Source organism: Butyrivibrio sp. ob235 (assembly GCF_900109475.1).
Classification (GTDB): domain Bacteria; phylum Bacillota; class Clostridia; order Lachnospirales; family Lachnospiraceae; genus Butyrivibrio.
This window is the reverse complement of sequence record NZ_FOBE01000043.1, coordinates 1-16,854: the sequence shown is the minus strand read 5'-3', so window position 1 is coordinate 16,854 and position 16,854 is coordinate 1. Positions and strand designations below refer to the sequence as shown.

Here is a 16,854-nt window from a genome sequence, read left to right as displayed (position 1 = left end):
TAATAGAAAATTAAGGAGGCTTTTTCAAAATGGCAATGAATGATCCTATTGCAGATATGCTTACAAGAATTCGTAATGCTAATACTGCAAAGCATGACACAGTTGACGTTCCTTCTTCAAAGATGAAGCTTGCTATTGCAAACATTCTTCTTGACGAAGGTTATATCAAGAAACTTGACGTTGTTGAAGAGAACGGTTTCAAGAATCTTCACATCACACTTAAATACGGTGCTGACAGAAATGATAAGGTTATCACCGGATTGAAGAGAATTTCCAAGCCCGGTCTGCGTGTATACGCAGGTAGAGAGGAGCTTCCGAGAGTACTTGGTGGTCTCGGTATCGCTATCATCTCAACTAACCAGGGTGTTGTAACTGATAAGAAAGCAAGAGAGCTCCAGGTTGGTGGCGAAGTTCTTGCATTTGTATGGTAAATTGGAGGTACGGGCATGTCACGAATTGGAAAAATGCCAATCGCAATTCCTGCTGGAGTTACAGTAGAAGTTGCAGAAAATAATAAGGTGACTGTTAAGGGTCCTAAGGGCACTCTTGAGAGAGTTTTCCCTGCAGAGATGCAGTTTGAGCAGAAAGATGGTCAGATCGAAGTTAAGAGACCTGATGATCAGAAGAAAACCAGAGCGCTTCACGGACTTTCAAGAAGTCTTCTGAATAACATGGTTGTTGGTGTTACAGATGGCTATGAGAAGAAACTTGAAGTTAATGGTGTAGGTTACAGAGCAGCTAAGAGCGGTAAGAAACTCACCTTAACCCTTGGCTATTCACATCCTGTAGAACTCGATGATCCTGAAGGAATCGAGACAGTTGTTGATGGTAATGCTATCATCGTCAAGGGCATAGATAAAGAAAAGGTTGGCCAGCATGCAGCTATCATCAGAGAGAAGAGAGCTCCTGAGCCGTATAAGGGCAAGGGTATCAAGTACGCTGATGAGGTTATCCGCCGCAAGGTTGGTAAGACCGGTAAGAAGTAAGAGATAAGGAGAGTAAAAAATGGTTAGTAAAGAGTCCAGACAGAAAAGTCGCGAAAAGAAGCATCTGAGAATTCGCAATCGTTTCAGCGGCACTGCTGAAAGACCGCGTCTTGCAGTTTTCAGAAGTAATAATCATATGTATGCTCAGGTTATCGATGATGTTGCCGGTAAGACACTCGTTTCTGCTTCCACACTTGAGAAGGACATTAAGTCAGCTCTTAAGGTTACAGATAATGTTGAGGCCGCTGCATACGTTGGTGATGTTGTTGCTAAGAGAGCAATGGAAAAGGGTATCAAGGCTGTTGTTTTCGACAGAGGCGGTTACATCTACCATGGTAAGGTAGCAGCACTGGCTGAGGCAGCCAGAAAAGCAGGCTTAGAATTCTAAGGAAGGGAGAAAGATAATGAAGCGTACAATCGTTGATGCAAGTCAGCTTGAATTAACAGATAAAGTCGTTACCATCAAGCGAGTTACTAAGGTTGTAAAGGGTGGACGTAACATGAAGTTCACCGCACTCGTTGTAGTTGGTGACGGAAACGGTCATGTAGGTGTAGGTCTTGGAAAGTCTACTGAAATTCCGGATGCTATCCGTAAGGGTAAGGAGGATGCTACCAAGAACCTCATCACAGTTCCGCTTGATGAGAACAACAGTATCACACATGATTTCGTTGGTAAGTTCGGTTCTGCAGAGGTTCTGCTTAAGAGATCTCCTGAAGGTACCGGTATCATCGCAGGTGGTCCTGCTCGTTCTGTATGTGAGCTTGCAGGAATCAAGAACATTCGTACAAAGTCACTTGGTTCCAACAACAAGCAGAACGTAGTTTATGCAACCATCAATGGTCTTGCAAATCTCAAGACACCGGAAGAAGTTGCTAAGAAGCGCGGTAAGTCTGTAGAAGAAGTTATCGCATAATAAATAGGCAACTAGTAAAGGAGAAAACAATGGCAGCTAATAAAGAAAGTGGAAAAATGCTTAAAATCACATTGGTTAAGTCCACTATTGGTGCTGTTCCGAAGCAGGTTGCTACGGTAAAATCAATGGGATTTAAGAAGCTTAACAGCAGTGTAGAACTGCCGGATAACTCTGCTACCAGAGGTCAGATCCAGCAGATCAGACACCTTGTTAAGGTCGAAGAACTGAACTAATAAAGGAGGAAAGTCATGGAATTATCTAATTTGAGACCTGCTGAGGGTTCTGTTCAGAGTGACAATTTCAGAAGAGGCCGCGGTCATGGCTCAGGAAATGGCAAGACTGCAGGTAAGGGACACAAAGGACAGAAGGCTCGTTCAGGTGCTCCGAGACCCGGATTCGAGGGTGGACAGATGCCCCTTTTCCGTCGTCTTCCTAAGAGAGGATTCAAGAATATCAATTCTAAGAAGATCGTAGCTATAAATGTAAGCGAACTTGAGCGCTTCGACAACGACAGTGTTGTTGACATTCAGGCACTTAAGGATAATGGTATCATCAAGCATGAGTATGATGGTGTTAAGATACTTGGAAACGGTGAATTTACCAAAAAGCTTACGGTTAAAGTAAATGCCTTCAGTGCATCTGCTAAGGAGAAAATCGAGGCTCTTGGGGGAACGGCAGAGGTGATTTGATGTTCACAACAATTAAGAACGCATTCAAAATCAAAGATATAAGATTAAAGTTATTATTCACATTTGCAATGCTTTTGGTGATTAGACTTGGTTCAGCAATTCCGGTACCCGGAATGAACGTATCTGTTTTCCAGCAGTGGTTTGCTGAATTATCGGAAAACAATGCCTTTGGTTTTATGGATCGATTCACAGGTGGATCATTTGAGAACATGTCAATTTTGGCACTCAATATTACACCTTACATCACATCTTCTATTATTATCCAGCTTCTCACGATTGCTATTCCTAAGTTTGAGGAATGGCAACGTGATGGAGAGGATGGAAGAAAAAAGCTTGCAGCTCTCACACGTTATATCACTGTAGCACTTGCTCTTATTGAGTCAGTAGCAATGGCTATAGGTTTCTACAGAAGTGGATTCCTCATCGAGAAATCTCCTCTGTATGTAGTAGAGATTGTTGCAGCACTTACTGCAGGCAGTGCGTTCCTTATGTGGATCGGTGAGCGTATAACAGATAATGGTGTAGGAAACGGTATCTCTATCGTACTTACTATTAACATTATCTCAAGAATGCCTTCCGACCTCAGTAGCTTGTTTACACAGTTTGTAACAGGCAAGAACATTGCCAGAGGAGTGGTATCCGTAATCATTATTGTTGCGGTAATCGTAGCAATGGTTGTTCTCGTTGTTCTTCTCAACGGTGCAGAGCGCAGGATTCCGGTACAGTATGCTAAAAAGATTCAGGGGAGAAAGACCTATGGCGGAAATCATTCAGAGATTCCTCTTAAGGTTAACACCGCAGGCGTTATGCCTATCATTTTTGCGATGTCTCTCTTCCAGTTCCCGATCATTATCAGCCAGCTTGTTGGCTATAAGGGAACAGGTGCATGGAGCGAGATCCTTAAATACTTGAATCAGAGCTACTGGTGCAATACCTCAAATCTCAAGTATTCAATCGGACTTGTTGTATATGTTTTACTGCTTATCTTCTTTGCATATTTCTATACATCAATTACATTTAATCCGCTTGAGATTGCAGATAATATGAAAAAGCAGGGTGGCTTTATTCCCGGAATTCGTCCCGGAAAGCCTACCAGTGATTATTTAACAAACATTCTGAATTACATCATTTTCATCGGAGCTGTTGGACTTACCATTATCGGTGTCCTTCCGATATTCTTCAATGGTGTATTCGGTGCTAACGTATCCTTCGGTGGTACGAGCCTTATCATTGTTGTAAGTGTTATTCTTGAAACGGTGAAACAGATTGAATCACAGATGTTGGTACGTAATTACAAAGGTTTTTTAGATGATTAAAACTTAAGAGGTTTCGGAGCATACCGAAAGGTATGCTTCCTAACCTCTTATTGTGCATTTAAGAAATATAAGAAAAATAGGAGACTTCCAGTATGAAAATTATTATGTTAGGTGCACCCGGTGCAGGTAAGGGAACACAGGCAAAAATGATTGCTGATAAATATCAGGTTCCGCACATTTCTACAGGTGATATTTTCAGAGCAAATATCAAGAACGGAACTGAACTCGGAAAGAAAGCAAAGGAATACATGGATCAGGGACAGCTTGTTCCGGATGAGCTTACTGTTGAGATCCTTCTTGACAGAGTAGCACAGGATGACTGCAAGAACGGCTATGTTCTTGACGGTTTCCCGAGAACAATTCCTCAGGCTGATGTACTTGACAAAGAGCTTACAAAGCTTGGCGACAAGGTTGACTATGCAATTAACGTAGATGTTCCGGATGAGAACATTGTTCGCAGAATGTCAGGAAGAAGAGCATGCCTTAAGTGTGGTGCTACTTACCACATCGAGCATATTCCTCCGAAGCAGGAAGGAATATGTGACACTTGTGGCAGTGAGCTTGTTCAGAGAGATGATGACAAGCCGGAGACAGTTAAGAACCGTCTTAGCGTTTATCATGAGCAGACTCAGCCCCTCATCGACTATTACACAAAGAAGAACATTCTTAAGACTGTCGATGGAACAAAGGACATGCAGGAAGTCTTTAATGAGATTACAGGTATTCTCGGTTGATTATTGAGGTAATGAGTAATGCCGGTCACCATTAAAACGGACGAAGAATTGAACCTCATGAGAAATGCAGGTGAGCTGCTTGCACAGGTTCATGAAGAACTACATAATGCGCTCAGACCGGGAATCTCCACTTTAGAGTTGGATGCAATTGGCGAAGAAGCCATTCGCAAACGCGGTGGAATACCGAATTGCAAGGATTATGAAGGATATCCGGCATCAGTTTGTATTTCCGTGAATGACGAGGTTGTTCACGGAATACCTAAAGCTGAGACTATATTAAAAGAAGGCGATATAGTTTCTTTTGATACGGGTCTGATATATGAAGGATTTCATTCAGATGCGGCCAGAACATGGGGCGTAGGAAATATTTCCCCGGAAGCACAGAAACTTATTGATGTCACGAGAGAGAGCTTTTTTGAAGGCATCAAATATGCCAAAGCCGGAAATCACTTATATGACATTTCCAAGGCGATTGATAAATATATCAAACCGCATGGCTACGGAATAGTAAGGGAACTTACAGGACATGGAATCGGCAGAGAATTACACGAAGAGCCATATATTCCCAATTATAGGAAATTAACAAGAGGTATACTCTTAAAACCAGGAATGACTCTCTGTGTTGAACCCATGATTACGATGGGAAGCAGAAAAATAGCATTTCTCGATGATGAATGGACTGTTGTAACTCTTGATAGTTCTTTGGCGGCACATTATGAAAATACCATTGCGGTAACGCCTGACGGAGAACCCGAGATACTGACAATTATTAAATGAACCACTTAAATGTGATATAGAAATGAGGTTAAGATCAGATGTCTAAAGCAGATGTAATTGAAATTGAAGGAAAAGTAGTTGAGAAGCTCCCCAACACAATGTTCAGGGTTGAGCTTGAGAACGGTCATATCGTACTTGCTCATATCAGTGGCAAGCTCAGACAGAACTTTATTCGTATTCTTCCCGGAGACAAGGTAACACTTGAACTTTCACCCTATGATCTCACAAAAGGAAGAATAATTTGGAGAGATAAGTAATCGCTTAGCTCCTGTAATTCGGAACGAATAAAACAAGTTTAAAATAATGCTTGTAATAGTTCTATATATATGTTATGATTGAATGCGGTCGTTTAAAAAGGGGTATCAGTATGCCCTTTTATACGCATATATACCAGAAAGGAGTTACAAATGAAAGTTAGGTCTTCTGTTAAGCCTATGTGCGAAAAGTGCAAGGTTATCAAGAGAAAAGGCGTTATTCGTGTAATTTGCGAAAACCCTAAGCACAAACAGAGACAGGGCTAATTCGAGTCATTTTGACATTACTTTTTGATACCAATGTGTATTGGAAAGATCGGATTAACTACTGTCCGATTGGGCTGAATAATCGCCCCAATCAAACAAGTAACATTTAATTATGGAAACAAAAGGTTTCCGCAAACAATTTTTTTCAAATGGAGGAATATTAAAAATGGCTCGTATTGCAGGTGTAGACTTACCCAGAGATAAGCGAGTTGAGATTGGTCTCACATATATCTATGGTATTGGTAGAACAAGCTCAAACAAAATTCTTGCTGCTGCAAATGTAAATCCCGACACACGTGTTCGTGATCTCACAGATGATGAGGTTAAGAAGATTGCTGAGATTATCGGTAATGATTATGACGTAGAAGGTGATCTTAGAAGAGAGATCGCTATGAACATCAAGCGTCTTTCAGAGATCGGATGCTACAGAGGTATCCGTCACAGAAGAGGACTTCCTGTTCGTGGTCAGAGAACAAAGACCAACGCTAGAACAAGAAAAGGTCCCAAGAGAACAATCGCTAATAAGAAGAAGTAATTCTCTTATTATATAGTAACTTTAGATAATTCATAGGAAGAAAGTAGGTTAGTTTAAAATGGCAAATCAGAAATCAAGTGCTTCTAAGACTAAGAAGCGTGTCAAGAAAAACGTTGAACACGGACAGGCACACATTCAGTCATCTTTCAATAACACAATCGTTACATTGACAGATGCTGCAGGTAATGCTCTTAGCTGGGCAAGTGCCGGTGGTCTCGGTTTTAAGGGTTCAAGGAAATCTACTCCATATGCTGCACAGATGGCTGCAGAGACAGCAACAAAGGCTGCACTTATTCATGGCCTTAAGACTGTTGATGTCTTTGTAAAGGGACCGGGTTCAGGAAGAGAAGCTGCTATCAGAGCTCTTGCTGCAAGTGGTCTTACTGTTACCAGTATTACGGATGTAACTCCCGTACCTCATAACGGATGCCGCCCGCCCAAGCGCCGCAGAGTATAATTTATCCTATATGATATTCACTCAGAGCCTGCGTTTTTACGTTTGGCTCTGATGGAGTATATAGACACTATTAACATTTAACTCGTTGGATGAAGGCACAGGTAGTGTCGTGCTGTAAACAACAGTCAGGTTTTTTCCTGAACAAGAAAGGAGCCAATAATGGCAGTAAACAGAGTTCCAGTACTTAAGAGATGCAGATCACTTGATTTGGATCCCACATTCCTTGGATATGACAAGAAGTCCAAGAGAACAAACAGCAGAGCAAACAAGAAGATGAGCGAGTATGGTCTTCAGCTCCGTGAGAAGCAGAAGGCAAAGTTCATTTATGGCGTTCTTGAGAAGCCTTTCCGTAACTACTACGACAAGGCTGATCGTCAGAAGGGACAGACCGGTGAGAACCTTATGGTCCTTCTTGAGCGCAGACTTGATAATGTTATTTTCCGTATGGGCTTTGCAAGAACAAGAAGAGAAGCTAGACAGGTTGTTCTTCATAAGTTCATCACTGTAAATGGTAAGGTAGTTAACATTCCTTCTTACCTCATCAAGGCAGGCGATGTTATCGAAGTTAAGGAAGCTTCCAGAAGCATCCAGAGATTCAAGGATATCGCAGAGATCACAGCAGGCAGAATCGTTCCTGAGTGGCTTGATGTTAACAAGGATAACCTTAGCGGTACAGTTAAAGAATTCCCTTCAAGAGATGTAATCGACGTTCCTGTAAACGAGATGTTGATCGTCGAGTTGTATTCTAAGTAATTTAAAATAGTTCAGCGTGGCCATAGTTCGAAAGCGCGTGCGTTTTCGAACCCGGCTCTGAATTATTTAATTTTAGAAACACCATAAAACCATAAGGAGGGTATGTCAGTGTTTGATTTTGAAAGACCAAATATTGAAGTTGCTGAGATTTCAGAGGACAAGAAGTACGGCAGATTCGTTGTTGAGCCTCTTGAGAGAGGTTATGGAATTACTCTTGGTAATTCACTCAGAAGAATTATGCTTTCCTCTTTGCCTGGAGCAGCAGTAAGTCAGGTCAAAATCGAAGGTGTACTGCATGAGTTCAGTTCTATTCCCGGAGTAAAGGAAGATGTAACTGAGATCATAATGAATATCAAGAATCTTTCTATTCGTAATAATTCTGAGACTAATGAGCCCAAGACAGCATACATCGAGTATTCAGGCGAGGGTGTAGTCACAGCTGCTGATATTCAGGTTGATCAGGATATCGAAATCACAAATCCTGAGCAGGTTATTGCAACACTGTCCGGTAAGGATGCTAAGCTCTACATGGAGCTCACCATCACAAAGGGCAGAGGATATGTAAGCTCTGATAAGAATAAGCTTGCAGATCTTCCTATCGGTGTTATTGCAGTAGATTCTATCTATACACCAGTTGAACGTGTAAATGTCAGTGTAGAGAATACACGTGTAGGTCAGGTTACTGACTATGATAAGCTGACACTTGATGTTCACACTAACGGAACACTTGCTCCCGATGAGGCTGTAAGCCTTGCAGCAAAGGTTCTTAGTGAGCATCTTAGCCTCTTCATCGATCTGTCTGAGAATGCCAAGACTGCAGAAGTTATGGTAGAGAAAGACAATGATGAGAAGGAAAAGGTTCTTGAGATGAGCATCGATGAGCTTGAGCTCAGTGTTCGTTCCTTCAACTGCCTCAAGAGAGCCGGAATCAATACTGTTGAGGAGCTTACAAACAAGACTCCCGATGATATGATGAAGGTTCGTAACCTTGGACGTAAGTCCCTTGAGGAAGTGCTTGCAAAGCTTGATGAGCTTGGACTTGCACTTAGAACAGGTGAAGATCAGAACTGATAAAACAGGTTAGTATTCGCTGATGGTAAAGCCGACGTGTACGGATGCGGATTCTCATTAGGTATTAACACAACATATCGGGAGTAAAACCAAAGCGTATTCCGGTATGCACCACAGCAGAGGGAACTCTGCGATTGAGAAAGGAAGTAAATTATTATGGCAATGTACAGAAAGTTAGGAAAGGCTACAAAGCCCAGAAGAGCACTCCTCAGAAACCAGGCAACAATGCTTCTTTACAATGGTAAGATTGTTACAACCGAGGCTAGAGCTAAGGAAGTAAAGAAGATCGTTGAGCCTATCATCGCTCTTGCAGCTAAGGAGATGGACAACTACGAGACAGTTACTGTTGAGGCTAAGGTTGCCCGCAAGGACAAGGATGGCAAGCGCGTTAAGGAAGTTAAGGATGGCAAGAAGGTAACAGTTTATGATACTGTTCAGAAGGAGATCAAAAAGGATAAGCCTTCACGTATGCACGCTAGAAGACAGATCCTCAAGACCCTCTATCCTGTAACTGAGGTTCCGAAGGAAGCTGCTGGAAGAAAGAAGAACACAAAGCAGATCGACCTTGTTGAGAAGCTTTTCACAGAGTATGGTCCTAAGTATGCTAGCCGTAACGGTGGTTACACAAGAATCGTTAAGATCGGTCAGCGTAAGGGCGATGCAGCTATGATGGTTGTTCTTGAGCTTGTATAATTAACATAATAAAAAAATGAGCGGTACGATTAGTCGTATCGCTCATTTTTTATGTGCGCTTAGCAGTGCATGATTCTAATTCCTACAACAATTTAATAGATTCTAATCTGCATTGCCATCAGATATAATCTCTGTAGATGTTCCATAAGCCTGATCGGGATGCTTGTTTGCGTATTCTGCAAGCGTTTCACCACCCGACATAGTACGGGCGAGTAAGGAACATAAGATAATAAGTGCAATTATTATAATTAGTGGTTTAAAGTATTCGTTTGACATAAAGCCATTTTAGCAAATTTATTGAAGAAGTGCCATAACACCCTGAGGGGTCTGATTTGCTTGTGCCAGCACAGACTGCCCGGCTTGCTGAAGGATATTTAATGTGGAAAGTCTCACCATTTCTTCAGCCATATCTGCATCGCGGAGGCGTGACTCTGCAGCGGTAGTATTTTCAACAACGTTATTGAGATTATATACAGTATGCTCGACACGGTTCTGAATAGCGCCAAAATAACTTCTTACACCGCTTACCATCAGGATTGCATTAGAAAATTTGTCAATAGCGTTGGTTGCGTTATCTTCTGTCAGAAGATTTACATCTGTAATAAGAAGTGCATCTGTGCTCATGTCAAAAAGTTCAATTTCCACTTTGTTTGTCATATCAGCGTCTGTTCCGAGGTGAAGAGCGATAGAAGATCCGCGTCCTTTCTGGTTCTCGGTAGTAAGGTCCATTTGAACATAACCCAAAGTGGTATTCATGATTTCAATCGGTTGCTTGTTCTTTTTCGCAGTTTCGCCAAGTATATTTGTTCCGCCTGTGCTAAGTGAAGGAGTAATAAGTGATCCTACACCACCAAGACTTTCGTATGAGAGTCTTCTTACAAATTCTACTGCGCCCATTTTGCCTGATACAGGACTTGAGTAACTACCGTTGTTGATGCAATCCTTTAAATCGGATTCGGATATACCTATAAGGCTTGTAAGAACGGTATCAAAGCTATCGGTTTTGTTATCGATGAAACCCTGGAAGATTTTGTTCATTCCGGTTAAAATGGTGGCTTTTGAGAAATCATTTGTGTCGGAAGCAAGGTAACCGGCATAGGCAGCTGCCAGATAACCATGACCATAAACTCTTCCGTCCACTGTATATTGTCCGCCTTGTGAGAGGTATGCAGCAATATTATAGTCTCTGGAGGGATCGTTTGCACTGGAAAGTGTACTTGCACAACTACTGAGATAACTATTCCAACCAGATGAATAGCCGCCACCTGATAACTGCGCTGTTCCTTCTATAAACCATAGCGGAAAGTCTTCAGGACCTGTACCTATATTCATTCTTTCGGGATAAACTGTAGCCATAACACCATGCATTACTTCGTGTGCAACTGTTGATTCAAGCAAACTGAGTTTATCTTGGCTTAAATTCAGGGAAGGGAAATCGGCCTTATCCACTGAAAGCAGTAGAGAACCTGGTGTGAAATTCTGTCCGGGCCATGAAATTTGGGCGGACATGGATGCCAATACGTTATCCACACCGTCTATTGTATTGATAGTCATTGTTGAATAATAGGGAGTTTTATCGTTTTCAGCCGCTGTCCTTACTGTATTTCCCATAGGAGAAAAACTGTTGAGTATCTGTTCTACAGCGTTGGGGAAATACTCATTAGAGATTTTCTGTGCAAGATATTTCATTCCATTTGCTATAGAAGAAGGCGGATTGAGAGTAGTTAATCTCGGAAGACGACCTTTTTTAGGGAAAATGGGAGTTTCGTTGAATTTGGTACGACTGGTGATCGCGTTTATTTCACTTTTTAACTGCTTGATTTCGTTATTGATGGCTATTCTGTCTTCGGGCGCAAGGGTTCCATTAGCGGCCTGAATAGAGAGAACGTTGCATCGCTGAAGCATTTCATGTACTTCGTGTAAAGCACCGTCAGCAACCTGGGCCATAGAAATGCCGTCTTTGCCATTTGAGGAAGCGCGTGTAAGTCCCCTCATCTGGCGGCGCATTTTTTCAGATATGGTTAAACTTGCTGCGTTATCTGCGGCGCGATTAATCTTATATCCTGAAGCCAGCTTTTCGGCTGTTTTAGCTCGTTCTGAAGTTGTGATACCGGTCATCATATTTGCATACGATGCCTGCATGTTATGTTGTATTACCACAAGCTGCCCCTTAATGATAATAAATCGATATTTTTAGTCCTTTACACTAAAGTTATCGGCAGTTTTATGAAAAAATTTTACACTTTTTAAATATGGCAGAAGAAGTGCGCAGCTGTGCTTGTTTTTCACAACTGCATATAATAAAATAGTGAGGATGTACTTTAAGAACGCAATAATACTGAAAAAGAGGCAAAATGAGTTCAGAAACTATGCTCCGTACGGAGAATCTGACATTTGAATATATAAGACGAGATGAGGAAGGCAACGTAGAAGGGATAACCACCGCTGTTGACGGAGTGGATCTGGAAGTCAAAAAGGGCGAATTTATATCCATTCTCGGACACAACGGTTCAGGAAAATCTACACTGGCCAAGCATTTTAATGCACTTTTATTCCCCACTGAGGGTACTGTCTTTGTTGACGGAATGAACACTTCGGATGCAAGTAATCTCTGGAGTGTCAGACAGGAAGCGGGGATGGTTTTTCAGAATCCCGACAATCAGATAATCGGACAGGTTGTTGAAGAGGATGTGGGATTTGGACCGGAAAACATGGGGGTTCCCACAAAAGAGATATGGGAGAGAGTAGAGGAAAGCCTTAAGACCGTAGGAATGTACGAATTTAGGAAAAGCTCACCCAATCACCTCTCCGGAGGACAGAAACAGAGGGTTTCAATTGCGGGAGTTATTGCAATGCACCCGAAATGCATCATTTTTGATGAGCCGACAGCCATGCTTGATCCGAACGGACGAAAAGAGGTTATCCGCGCAGCGAGAGCCCTGAACGACGTGGAAGGGATAACGATCATTCTGATTACTCATTATATGGAAGAGGTTATCTATTCCGACAAGGTCTTTGTTATGGATAAGGGACATGTGAAGATGCAGGGTACCCCCAGGGAGATTTTTTCACAGGTGGATAAACTGAAGGAATTGAGGCTGGGTGTTCCGCAGGTAACTCTTCTTGCGCATGAGCTTAGGCAAAGAGGACTTAATATTCCCGAGGGAATTCTGGACCGAGGGGAACTTGTAGCTGCTTTGAAGGGATTAAAATGGCAATAATACTAGATCATGTAAATTACATATATGAGGCCGATACAGCGATGGCAAGGACAGCCTTAAATGATGTGTCGCTTCAGATACCGGATGGCCAGTTTATAGGCCTTATTGGGCACACCGGATCGGGAAAATCGACCCTTGTGCAGCATTTGAACGGCCTTATGAAACCGTCATCAGGTTCTGTCTTCTTTGATGGCAAGGACATAAACGATCCCGAATATGACAGAAAAAATCTCAGAGCCAAGGTGGGACTCGTTTTTCAGTATCCCGAGCATCAGCTTTTTGAGATAAACTGCTTCCTGGATGTGTGCTTTGGGCCAAAAAATCTGGGGGTTCCTCAGAAAGAGATAGAGCTTAGAGCGTATGATGCCCTTAAAAAGGTAGGCCTTCCGGATGAATATTTTTATCAGTCTCCGTTTGATCTGTCCGGGGGACAAAAGAGGAGGGTGGCTATAGCCGGAGTTCTTGCTATGAAGCCGGAGGTGCTGATTTTGGATGAGCCTACCGCAGGACTTGATCCTAAAGGCAGGGATGAGATACTTGATTTAATCGCTGAACTTCATGATACGCTGGGAATCACGGTAATTCTGGTGTCACACAGCATGGAGGATGTGGCGAATTACGTCGACAGAATAATAGTCATGAATAAGGGTGAAGCAGTCTATGACGGAACCCCGAAGGAAGTATTTGCGCATTACAAAGAGCTTGAAGCTATAGGTCTTGCTGCACCGCAGGTTACATATGTTATGGAGGAGCTCAGAGAAGCCGGATTTCCCGTACATACGGATGCTACCACTATTGATGAGGCAGCAGATGAGATTATGCGGGTTTTTGGATGATTTTTATATAAAAAGTTGGGAGCATGTACTGAATGCTTAGAGATATAACGCTGGGACAGTATTACCAGACAGATTCCGCTATTCACAGACTGGATCCGAGGGTAAAAATTGTAGCGACACTGGTATATATTGTATCCCTTTTTGTAGTAGACAATTTTATAGGATATTTGATAGCAGCAGCCTTTCTTGTGCTTGCCATTATGAAGTCAAATGTGCCCGCAAAATTCATTTTTAAGGGCATGAAGGCTATTTATTTGCTGCTTCTTATTACTATGCTGTTTAACCTCTTTTTGACGCCCGGAGAGCCTCTGGTGACTTTCTGGAAACTGAAAATAACCAAAGAGGGACTTAAAATAGCGGTTATGATGGGAGTGAGGCTTGTTTTCCTTATAACAGGGTCTTCAATAATGACGCTCACTACCACCCCAAATCAGCTTACGGACGGTATGGAGAGCCTCATGAACCCGCTTAAGGTGTTCCATGTGCCGGTACATGAGATATCTATGATGATGTCGATTGCACTCAGATTTATTCCGATTTTGATGGAAGAGACAGACAAGATCATGAAGGCTCAGATGGCAAGAGGTGCCGATTTTGAGAGCGGATCGCTTATCCAGAGGGCTAAGAGTCTGATACCGCTTCTTGTTCCGCTTTTCATATCAGCCTTCAGAAGGGCAGGAGACCTTGCTATGGCTATGGAGGCCAGATGTTATCGAGGCGGCGAAGGCAGGACTAAAATGAAGCCTCTTGCTTATAAGAAATGGGATATTTTTGCATATATAGTGATTTTTGTGTATTTATGCGCAATGATCGCTGTGGGAATTCTGTTTTGATTGACGCAATATTGTGCAATTTATTATTGATATATCCTTATATGCATATAATTGAGGGCTAAGATTTGAAAAATATTATGCTGACAGTTGCATATGATGGGAGCGGCTATCACGGCTTCGCTTTTCAGGAAAACACCCGGACAATAGAGGGTGAGCTGAAAAATGCCGTTGATGCGCTGACCGGTGAGGATTCGGAGATTATCGGTGCCAGCAGGACAGATGCCGGAGTGCATGCATATGGGAATCTGGTGGTGTTTAAAACAGAATCCACCATTCCTGCTGAAAGCTTTGCACCGGCATTGAATAATAAGCTCCCCGATGATATCAGAATCATGCGGTCGGAGGAAGTTCCGCTTGAATTCCATCCGAGAAAGTGCCTCTCAGAGAAGACATATGAGTATAGAATCCTGAACGTTAAGACAATGGTGCCTACTAAGAGGCTCTATTTTTGCCATAACAGCTATCCTCTTGATGAAAAGAGGATGAACGAGGCTGCCAAGTACCTGGTGGGAGAACATGATTTTTCAAGCTTTTGTGCAGCCGGATCTCAGGCACTAAGCCATGTTCGAAGGATTATTTCGGCAGAGGCTGTGAGACAGGGCGATGAGATAGTGATTAGAATCACAGGCAACGGCTTTTTATATAATATGGTGAGAATCATAGCCGGGACTCTGATGGAGATAGGCAGGGGGAAGGGCGAGTCTTCGGACGTTGAAAAGATGATCGGAGCAAAGGACAGAGCGGCAGCAGGACCGACAGCTCCGCCGCAGGGACTTTTCCTTATAGAATACAGATTCCCCGAGGGATTATAAAATTTTTATAACCTCAGCTATTTTGTGCTATTTTTGGTGGATTTTAGGTTGACAAATTGAAAGAAATGAGCATATAATATATGACTGTGTGACGATTATCGCCAAAGTTATCCCGGTAAGTAACGAGGCGTATATCTTATACAATATATAAGCGAATGGATCAGGTGAAGGGTTCTTCGCACCAGAGTTTAACTGTTAACTGGTTATGGAGGTAATTAGAATGAACACATATATGCCTAATGCTTCTTCTGTTGAGAAGAAATGGTATGTTGTAGACGCAACAGATATGACACTCGGTCGTCTTGCTTCTAACGTTGCTAATGTACTTAGAGGAAAGAACAAGCCGATTTATACACCCAACATTGATACAGGTGATTATGTAATCGTAATCAACGCAGAGAAGATTAAGGTTTCAGGTAAGAAGATGGACCAGAAGATGTACTGGCACCACACAGATTACGTTGGACACCACAAGGAGTTCACTCTTCGTCAGATGATGGAGACACACCCGGAGCGTGTTATCGAGCATGCAGTAAAGGGAATGCTTCCCAAGGGTTCTCTTGGCAGACAGATGTACACAAAGCTTCACGTATACGTAGGTCCTGAGCACGATCATGCAGCTCAGAAGCCCGAAGTACTTACATTCTAATCTGAAAGGAGAATTTGAAAATGGCTAAAGCAGCAAGTTTCTATGGCACAGGTAGAAGAAAGAAGTCTATCGCCAGAGTTTATCTTACACCCGGTAAGGGCAATATCACTATCAATAAGAGAAGCATCGACGAGTATCTTGGACTTGAGACTCTTAAGGTTATCGTTCGTCAGCCCCTTGTACTGACAGATACTCTTGATAAGTTCGATGTTAACGTAACAGTTCGCGGTGGCGGCACAACAGGTCAGGCTGGTGCAATCCGTCACGGTATCTCAAGAGCACTTCTTCAGGCTGATTCTGATGAGTACAGGCCTGCACTTAAGAAGGCTGGATACCTTACACGTGATCCTAGAATGAAGGAGAGAAAGAAGTACGGTCTCAAAAAGGCTCGTCGCGCTCCTCAGTTCTCAAAGAGATAATCTTTCGAGATTCAAAAAGAATTTACAAACCTCAGAAACTCAGTGTTTCTGGGGTTTTTCTTTTATCTATAATTGTATTCAGTTGTGGTGAAACGCAGAAAATTTTGTACCGTAAACAGCGAGTAAACAGCAGGTAGACAGCAAAATTCTCAAGCCTTAGATTTTGTTAATTGCTTCTACCAGAGACTGGATATCAAGGTGTGTGTACACTTTCTCTGTCAGAGACATTGCTCCGGAGTGTCCTACGATTTTCTTGATCATTGTAGGATCCACATGAGCTTCCGCCAGCATTGATATGCAGGTGTGCCTAGTAGTCCGTGCAAAAATTAACTAGACCGTTTTTGCTATATCCTCTGCTGCATCGATTTCATCCATTTTGTATTTCCAATGATGCACCACCGGAGATTGATTTATCTCCTCAAAGTATAGATAAATGCGATCAACAAGTTCTTGTTTAGTGCCTACCCTTATTCCACGTAGCATCTGGCGTGTCATTTTGCCAAAGAAACCTTCTATCATGTTAAGCCATGACCCATGCTTTGGAGTGAATACAAATAAAAATCTGCCTTGCATTGTTTCCAAGAAAGCTTTTGTTTTCCTTGAAGTATGCACACTGTGGTTATCAAGCACTAAACGAA

24 protein-coding genes are annotated in these 16,854 nt (G+C 42.4%); 22 read left to right on the top strand and 2 right to left on the bottom strand.

Annotated elements, in window-relative coordinates:
• Positions 1–29 precede the first annotated feature (29 nt).
• From rpsH to BMW61_RS19805, 16 genes are all read left to right on the top strand, one after another.
• Entirely contained in the window at positions 30–431 is a 402-nt protein-coding gene (rpsH, locus tag BMW61_RS19880) for a 30S ribosomal protein S8 (RefSeq protein WP_022761325.1), read from the top strand.
• A gap of 15 nt (positions 432–446) precedes the next feature.
• On the top strand, positions 447–986 hold the full coding sequence (rplF, locus tag BMW61_RS19875) for a 50S ribosomal protein L6 (RefSeq protein WP_022761324.1): 540 nt from the start codon (positions 447–449) through the stop codon (positions 984–986).
• 19 nt (positions 987–1,005) lie between these two features.
• On the top strand, positions 1,006–1,374 hold the full coding sequence (gene rplR, locus BMW61_RS19870) for a 50S ribosomal protein L18 (RefSeq protein WP_022761323.1): 369 nt from the start codon (positions 1,006–1,008) through the stop codon (positions 1,372–1,374).
• 16 nt (positions 1,375–1,390) lie between these two features.
• Positions 1,391–1,900: a 30S ribosomal protein S5 gene (gene rpsE, locus BMW61_RS19865; RefSeq protein ID WP_022761322.1), complete on the top strand. Its 510-nt coding sequence runs from the start codon at positions 1,391–1,393 to the stop codon at positions 1,898–1,900.
• 29 nt (positions 1,901–1,929) lie between these two features.
• A complete protein-coding gene (gene rpmD / locus BMW61_RS19860; protein ID WP_022761321.1) occupies positions 1,930–2,133 on the top strand; it encodes a 50S ribosomal protein L30 in 204 nt (67 codons plus the stop codon).
• A 15-nt stretch (positions 2,134–2,148) separates the two neighbouring features.
• Entirely contained in the window at positions 2,149–2,589 is a 441-nt protein-coding gene (rplO, locus tag BMW61_RS19855; RefSeq protein ID WP_022761320.1) for a 50S ribosomal protein L15, read from the top strand.
• A complete protein-coding gene (gene secY, locus BMW61_RS19850) occupies positions 2,589–3,905 on the top strand; it encodes a preprotein translocase subunit SecY (protein ID WP_022761319.1) in 1,317 nt (438 codons plus the stop codon). Before rplO ends, secY begins: the two co-directional genes overlap by 1 nt.
• 92 nt (positions 3,906–3,997) lie before the next feature.
• Entirely contained in the window at positions 3,998–4,639 is a 642-nt protein-coding gene (locus tag BMW61_RS19845; RefSeq protein WP_022761318.1) for an adenylate kinase, read from the top strand.
• Positions 4,640–4,657: 18 nt separating this feature from the next.
• On the top strand, positions 4,658–5,416 hold the full coding sequence (gene map / locus BMW61_RS19840) for a type I methionyl aminopeptidase (protein WP_091825525.1): 759 nt from the start codon (positions 4,658–4,660) through the stop codon (positions 5,414–5,416).
• Positions 5,417–5,454: 38 nt separating this feature from the next.
• Positions 5,455–5,673: a translation initiation factor IF-1 gene (gene infA / locus BMW61_RS19835; protein ID WP_022761316.1), complete on the top strand. Its 219-nt coding sequence runs from the start codon at positions 5,455–5,457 to the stop codon at positions 5,671–5,673.
• A gap of 150 nt (positions 5,674–5,823) precedes the next feature.
• Positions 5,824–5,937 carry a 50S ribosomal protein L36 gene (gene rpmJ, locus BMW61_RS19830; protein ID WP_022754357.1) on the top strand — a complete coding sequence of 38 codons (114 nt, stop codon included), beginning with the start codon at positions 5,824–5,826 and terminating at the stop codon, positions 5,935–5,937.
• 166 nt (positions 5,938–6,103) lie between these two features.
• The gene (rpsM, locus tag BMW61_RS19825) at positions 6,104–6,472 is read left to right on the top strand and encodes a 30S ribosomal protein S13 (protein WP_022761315.1); all 369 of its coding nucleotides are present in this window, start codon (positions 6,104–6,106) and stop codon (positions 6,470–6,472) included.
• Positions 6,473–6,530: 58 nt separating this feature from the next.
• Positions 6,531–6,929, top strand: a complete 399-nt coding sequence (gene rpsK / locus BMW61_RS19820; RefSeq protein ID WP_022761314.1) for a 30S ribosomal protein S11 — start codon at positions 6,531–6,533, stop codon at positions 6,927–6,929.
• Positions 6,930–7,088: 159 nt separating this feature from the next.
• Complete coding sequence (rpsD, locus tag BMW61_RS19815; RefSeq protein WP_022761313.1) at positions 7,089–7,682, top strand: 30S ribosomal protein S4; 594 nt, start codon at positions 7,089–7,091, stop codon at positions 7,680–7,682.
• 108 nt (positions 7,683–7,790) lie between these two features.
• Positions 7,791–8,753 (top strand): DNA-directed RNA polymerase subunit alpha, encoded by a 963-nt coding sequence (locus BMW61_RS19810; protein ID WP_026499387.1) that lies wholly within the window; start codon positions 7,791–7,793, stop codon positions 8,751–8,753.
• A gap of 156 nt (positions 8,754–8,909) precedes the next feature.
• On the top strand, positions 8,910–9,446 hold the full coding sequence (locus BMW61_RS19805; protein ID WP_022761311.1) for a bL17 family ribosomal protein: 537 nt from the start codon (positions 8,910–8,912) through the stop codon (positions 9,444–9,446).
• Between the two features lie 294 nt (positions 9,447–9,740).
• Here the strand turns inward: BMW61_RS19805 and BMW61_RS22185 are convergent, their stop codons facing one another.
• Positions 9,741–11,606 (bottom strand): flagellinolysin, encoded by a 1,866-nt coding sequence (locus BMW61_RS22185; RefSeq protein WP_175475307.1) that lies wholly within the window; start codon positions 11,604–11,606, stop codon positions 9,741–9,743.
• Between the two features lie 209 nt (positions 11,607–11,815).
• On the opposite strand from BMW61_RS22185, the gene BMW61_RS19790 reads away from it, so the two are divergent.
• The 6 genes from BMW61_RS19790 to rpsI all read left to right on the top strand — a co-directional run bounded on the left by BMW61_RS19790 (position 11,816) and on the right by rpsI (position 16,216).
• Positions 11,816–12,667, top strand: a complete 852-nt coding sequence (locus tag BMW61_RS19790; RefSeq protein WP_026499389.1) for an energy-coupling factor transporter ATPase — start codon at positions 11,816–11,818, stop codon at positions 12,665–12,667.
• Positions 12,658–13,503 carry an energy-coupling factor transporter ATPase gene (locus BMW61_RS19785; RefSeq protein ID WP_022761308.1) on the top strand — a complete coding sequence of 282 codons (846 nt, stop codon included), beginning with the start codon at positions 12,658–12,660 and terminating at the stop codon, positions 13,501–13,503. The genes BMW61_RS19790 and BMW61_RS19785 overlap by 10 nt, the downstream gene beginning before the upstream one ends.
• A 32-nt stretch (positions 13,504–13,535) precedes the next feature.
• Positions 13,536–14,336 (top strand): energy-coupling factor transporter transmembrane component T family protein, encoded by an 801-nt coding sequence (locus BMW61_RS19780; protein ID WP_022761307.1) that lies wholly within the window; start codon positions 13,536–13,538, stop codon positions 14,334–14,336.
• A gap of 65 nt (positions 14,337–14,401) precedes the next feature.
• Positions 14,402–15,148, top strand: coding sequence for a tRNA pseudouridine(38-40) synthase TruA (truA, locus tag BMW61_RS19775; RefSeq protein ID WP_175475306.1), 747 nt, complete (start codon positions 14,402–14,404; stop codon positions 15,146–15,148).
• Between the two features lie 220 nt (positions 15,149–15,368).
• Positions 15,369–15,797: a 50S ribosomal protein L13 gene (gene rplM, locus BMW61_RS19770; RefSeq protein ID WP_022761305.1), complete on the top strand. Its 429-nt coding sequence runs from the start codon at positions 15,369–15,371 to the stop codon at positions 15,795–15,797.
• A 20-nt stretch (positions 15,798–15,817) separates the two neighbouring features.
• Complete coding sequence (rpsI, locus tag BMW61_RS19765) at positions 15,818–16,216, top strand: 30S ribosomal protein S9 (RefSeq protein WP_022761304.1); 399 nt, start codon at positions 15,818–15,820, stop codon at positions 16,214–16,216.
• A 330-nt stretch (positions 16,217–16,546) separates the two neighbouring features.
• Here the strand turns inward: rpsI and BMW61_RS19760 are convergent.
• A partial coding sequence (locus BMW61_RS19760) for a transposase (protein ID WP_175475305.1) occupies positions 16,547–16,854 on the bottom strand: 308 nt, incomplete at its 5' end.

Bases quoted from the DNA above. Each gene is read 5' to 3' on its own strand.
- rpsI (WP_022761304.1), top strand. From the start codon at position 15,818: ATGGCTAAAGCAGCAAGTTTCTATGGCACAGGTAGAAGAAAGAAGTCT.
- secY (WP_022761319.1), top strand. From the start codon at position 2,589: ATGTTCACAACAATTAAGAACGCATTCAAAATCAAAGATATAAGATTA.
- rpmD (WP_022761321.1), top strand. From the start codon at position 1,930: ATGGCAGCTAATAAAGAAAGTGGAAAAATGCTTAAAATCACATTGGTT.
- rpsD (WP_022761313.1), top strand. From the start codon at position 7,089: ATGGCAGTAAACAGAGTTCCAGTACTTAAGAGATGCAGATCACTTGAT.
- rplR (WP_022761323.1), top strand. From the start codon at position 1,006: ATGGTTAGTAAAGAGTCCAGACAGAAAAGTCGCGAAAAGAAGCATCTG.
- BMW61_RS19845 (WP_022761318.1), top strand. From the start codon at position 3,998: ATGAAAATTATTATGTTAGGTGCACCCGGTGCAGGTAAGGGAACACAG.
- rpsH (WP_022761325.1), top strand. From the start codon at position 30: ATGGCAATGAATGATCCTATTGCAGATATGCTTACAAGAATTCGTAAT.
- BMW61_RS19780 (WP_022761307.1), top strand. From the start codon at position 13,536: ATGCTTAGAGATATAACGCTGGGACAGTATTACCAGACAGATTCCGCT.
- rpmJ (WP_022754357.1), top strand. From the start codon at position 5,824: ATGAAAGTTAGGTCTTCTGTTAAGCCTATGTGCGAAAAGTGCAAGGTT.
- rplO (WP_022761320.1), top strand. From the start codon at position 2,149: ATGGAATTATCTAATTTGAGACCTGCTGAGGGTTCTGTTCAGAGTGAC.
- rpsE (WP_022761322.1), top strand. From the start codon at position 1,391: ATGAAGCGTACAATCGTTGATGCAAGTCAGCTTGAATTAACAGATAAA.
- rpsM (WP_022761315.1), top strand. From the start codon at position 6,104: ATGGCTCGTATTGCAGGTGTAGACTTACCCAGAGATAAGCGAGTTGAG.
- rplM (WP_022761305.1), top strand. From the start codon at position 15,369: ATGAACACATATATGCCTAATGCTTCTTCTGTTGAGAAGAAATGGTAT.
- BMW61_RS19805 (WP_022761311.1), top strand. From the start codon at position 8,910: ATGGCAATGTACAGAAAGTTAGGAAAGGCTACAAAGCCCAGAAGAGCA.
- infA (WP_022761316.1), top strand. From the start codon at position 5,455: ATGTCTAAAGCAGATGTAATTGAAATTGAAGGAAAAGTAGTTGAGAAG.
- BMW61_RS19790 (WP_026499389.1), top strand. From the start codon at position 11,816: ATGCTCCGTACGGAGAATCTGACATTTGAATATATAAGACGAGATGAG.
- rpsK (WP_022761314.1), top strand. From the start codon at position 6,531: ATGGCAAATCAGAAATCAAGTGCTTCTAAGACTAAGAAGCGTGTCAAG.
- map (WP_091825525.1), top strand. From the start codon at position 4,658: ATGCCGGTCACCATTAAAACGGACGAAGAATTGAACCTCATGAGAAAT.
- rplF (WP_022761324.1), top strand. From the start codon at position 447: ATGTCACGAATTGGAAAAATGCCAATCGCAATTCCTGCTGGAGTTACA.
- BMW61_RS19785 (WP_022761308.1), top strand. From the start codon at position 12,658: ATGGCAATAATACTAGATCATGTAAATTACATATATGAGGCCGATACA.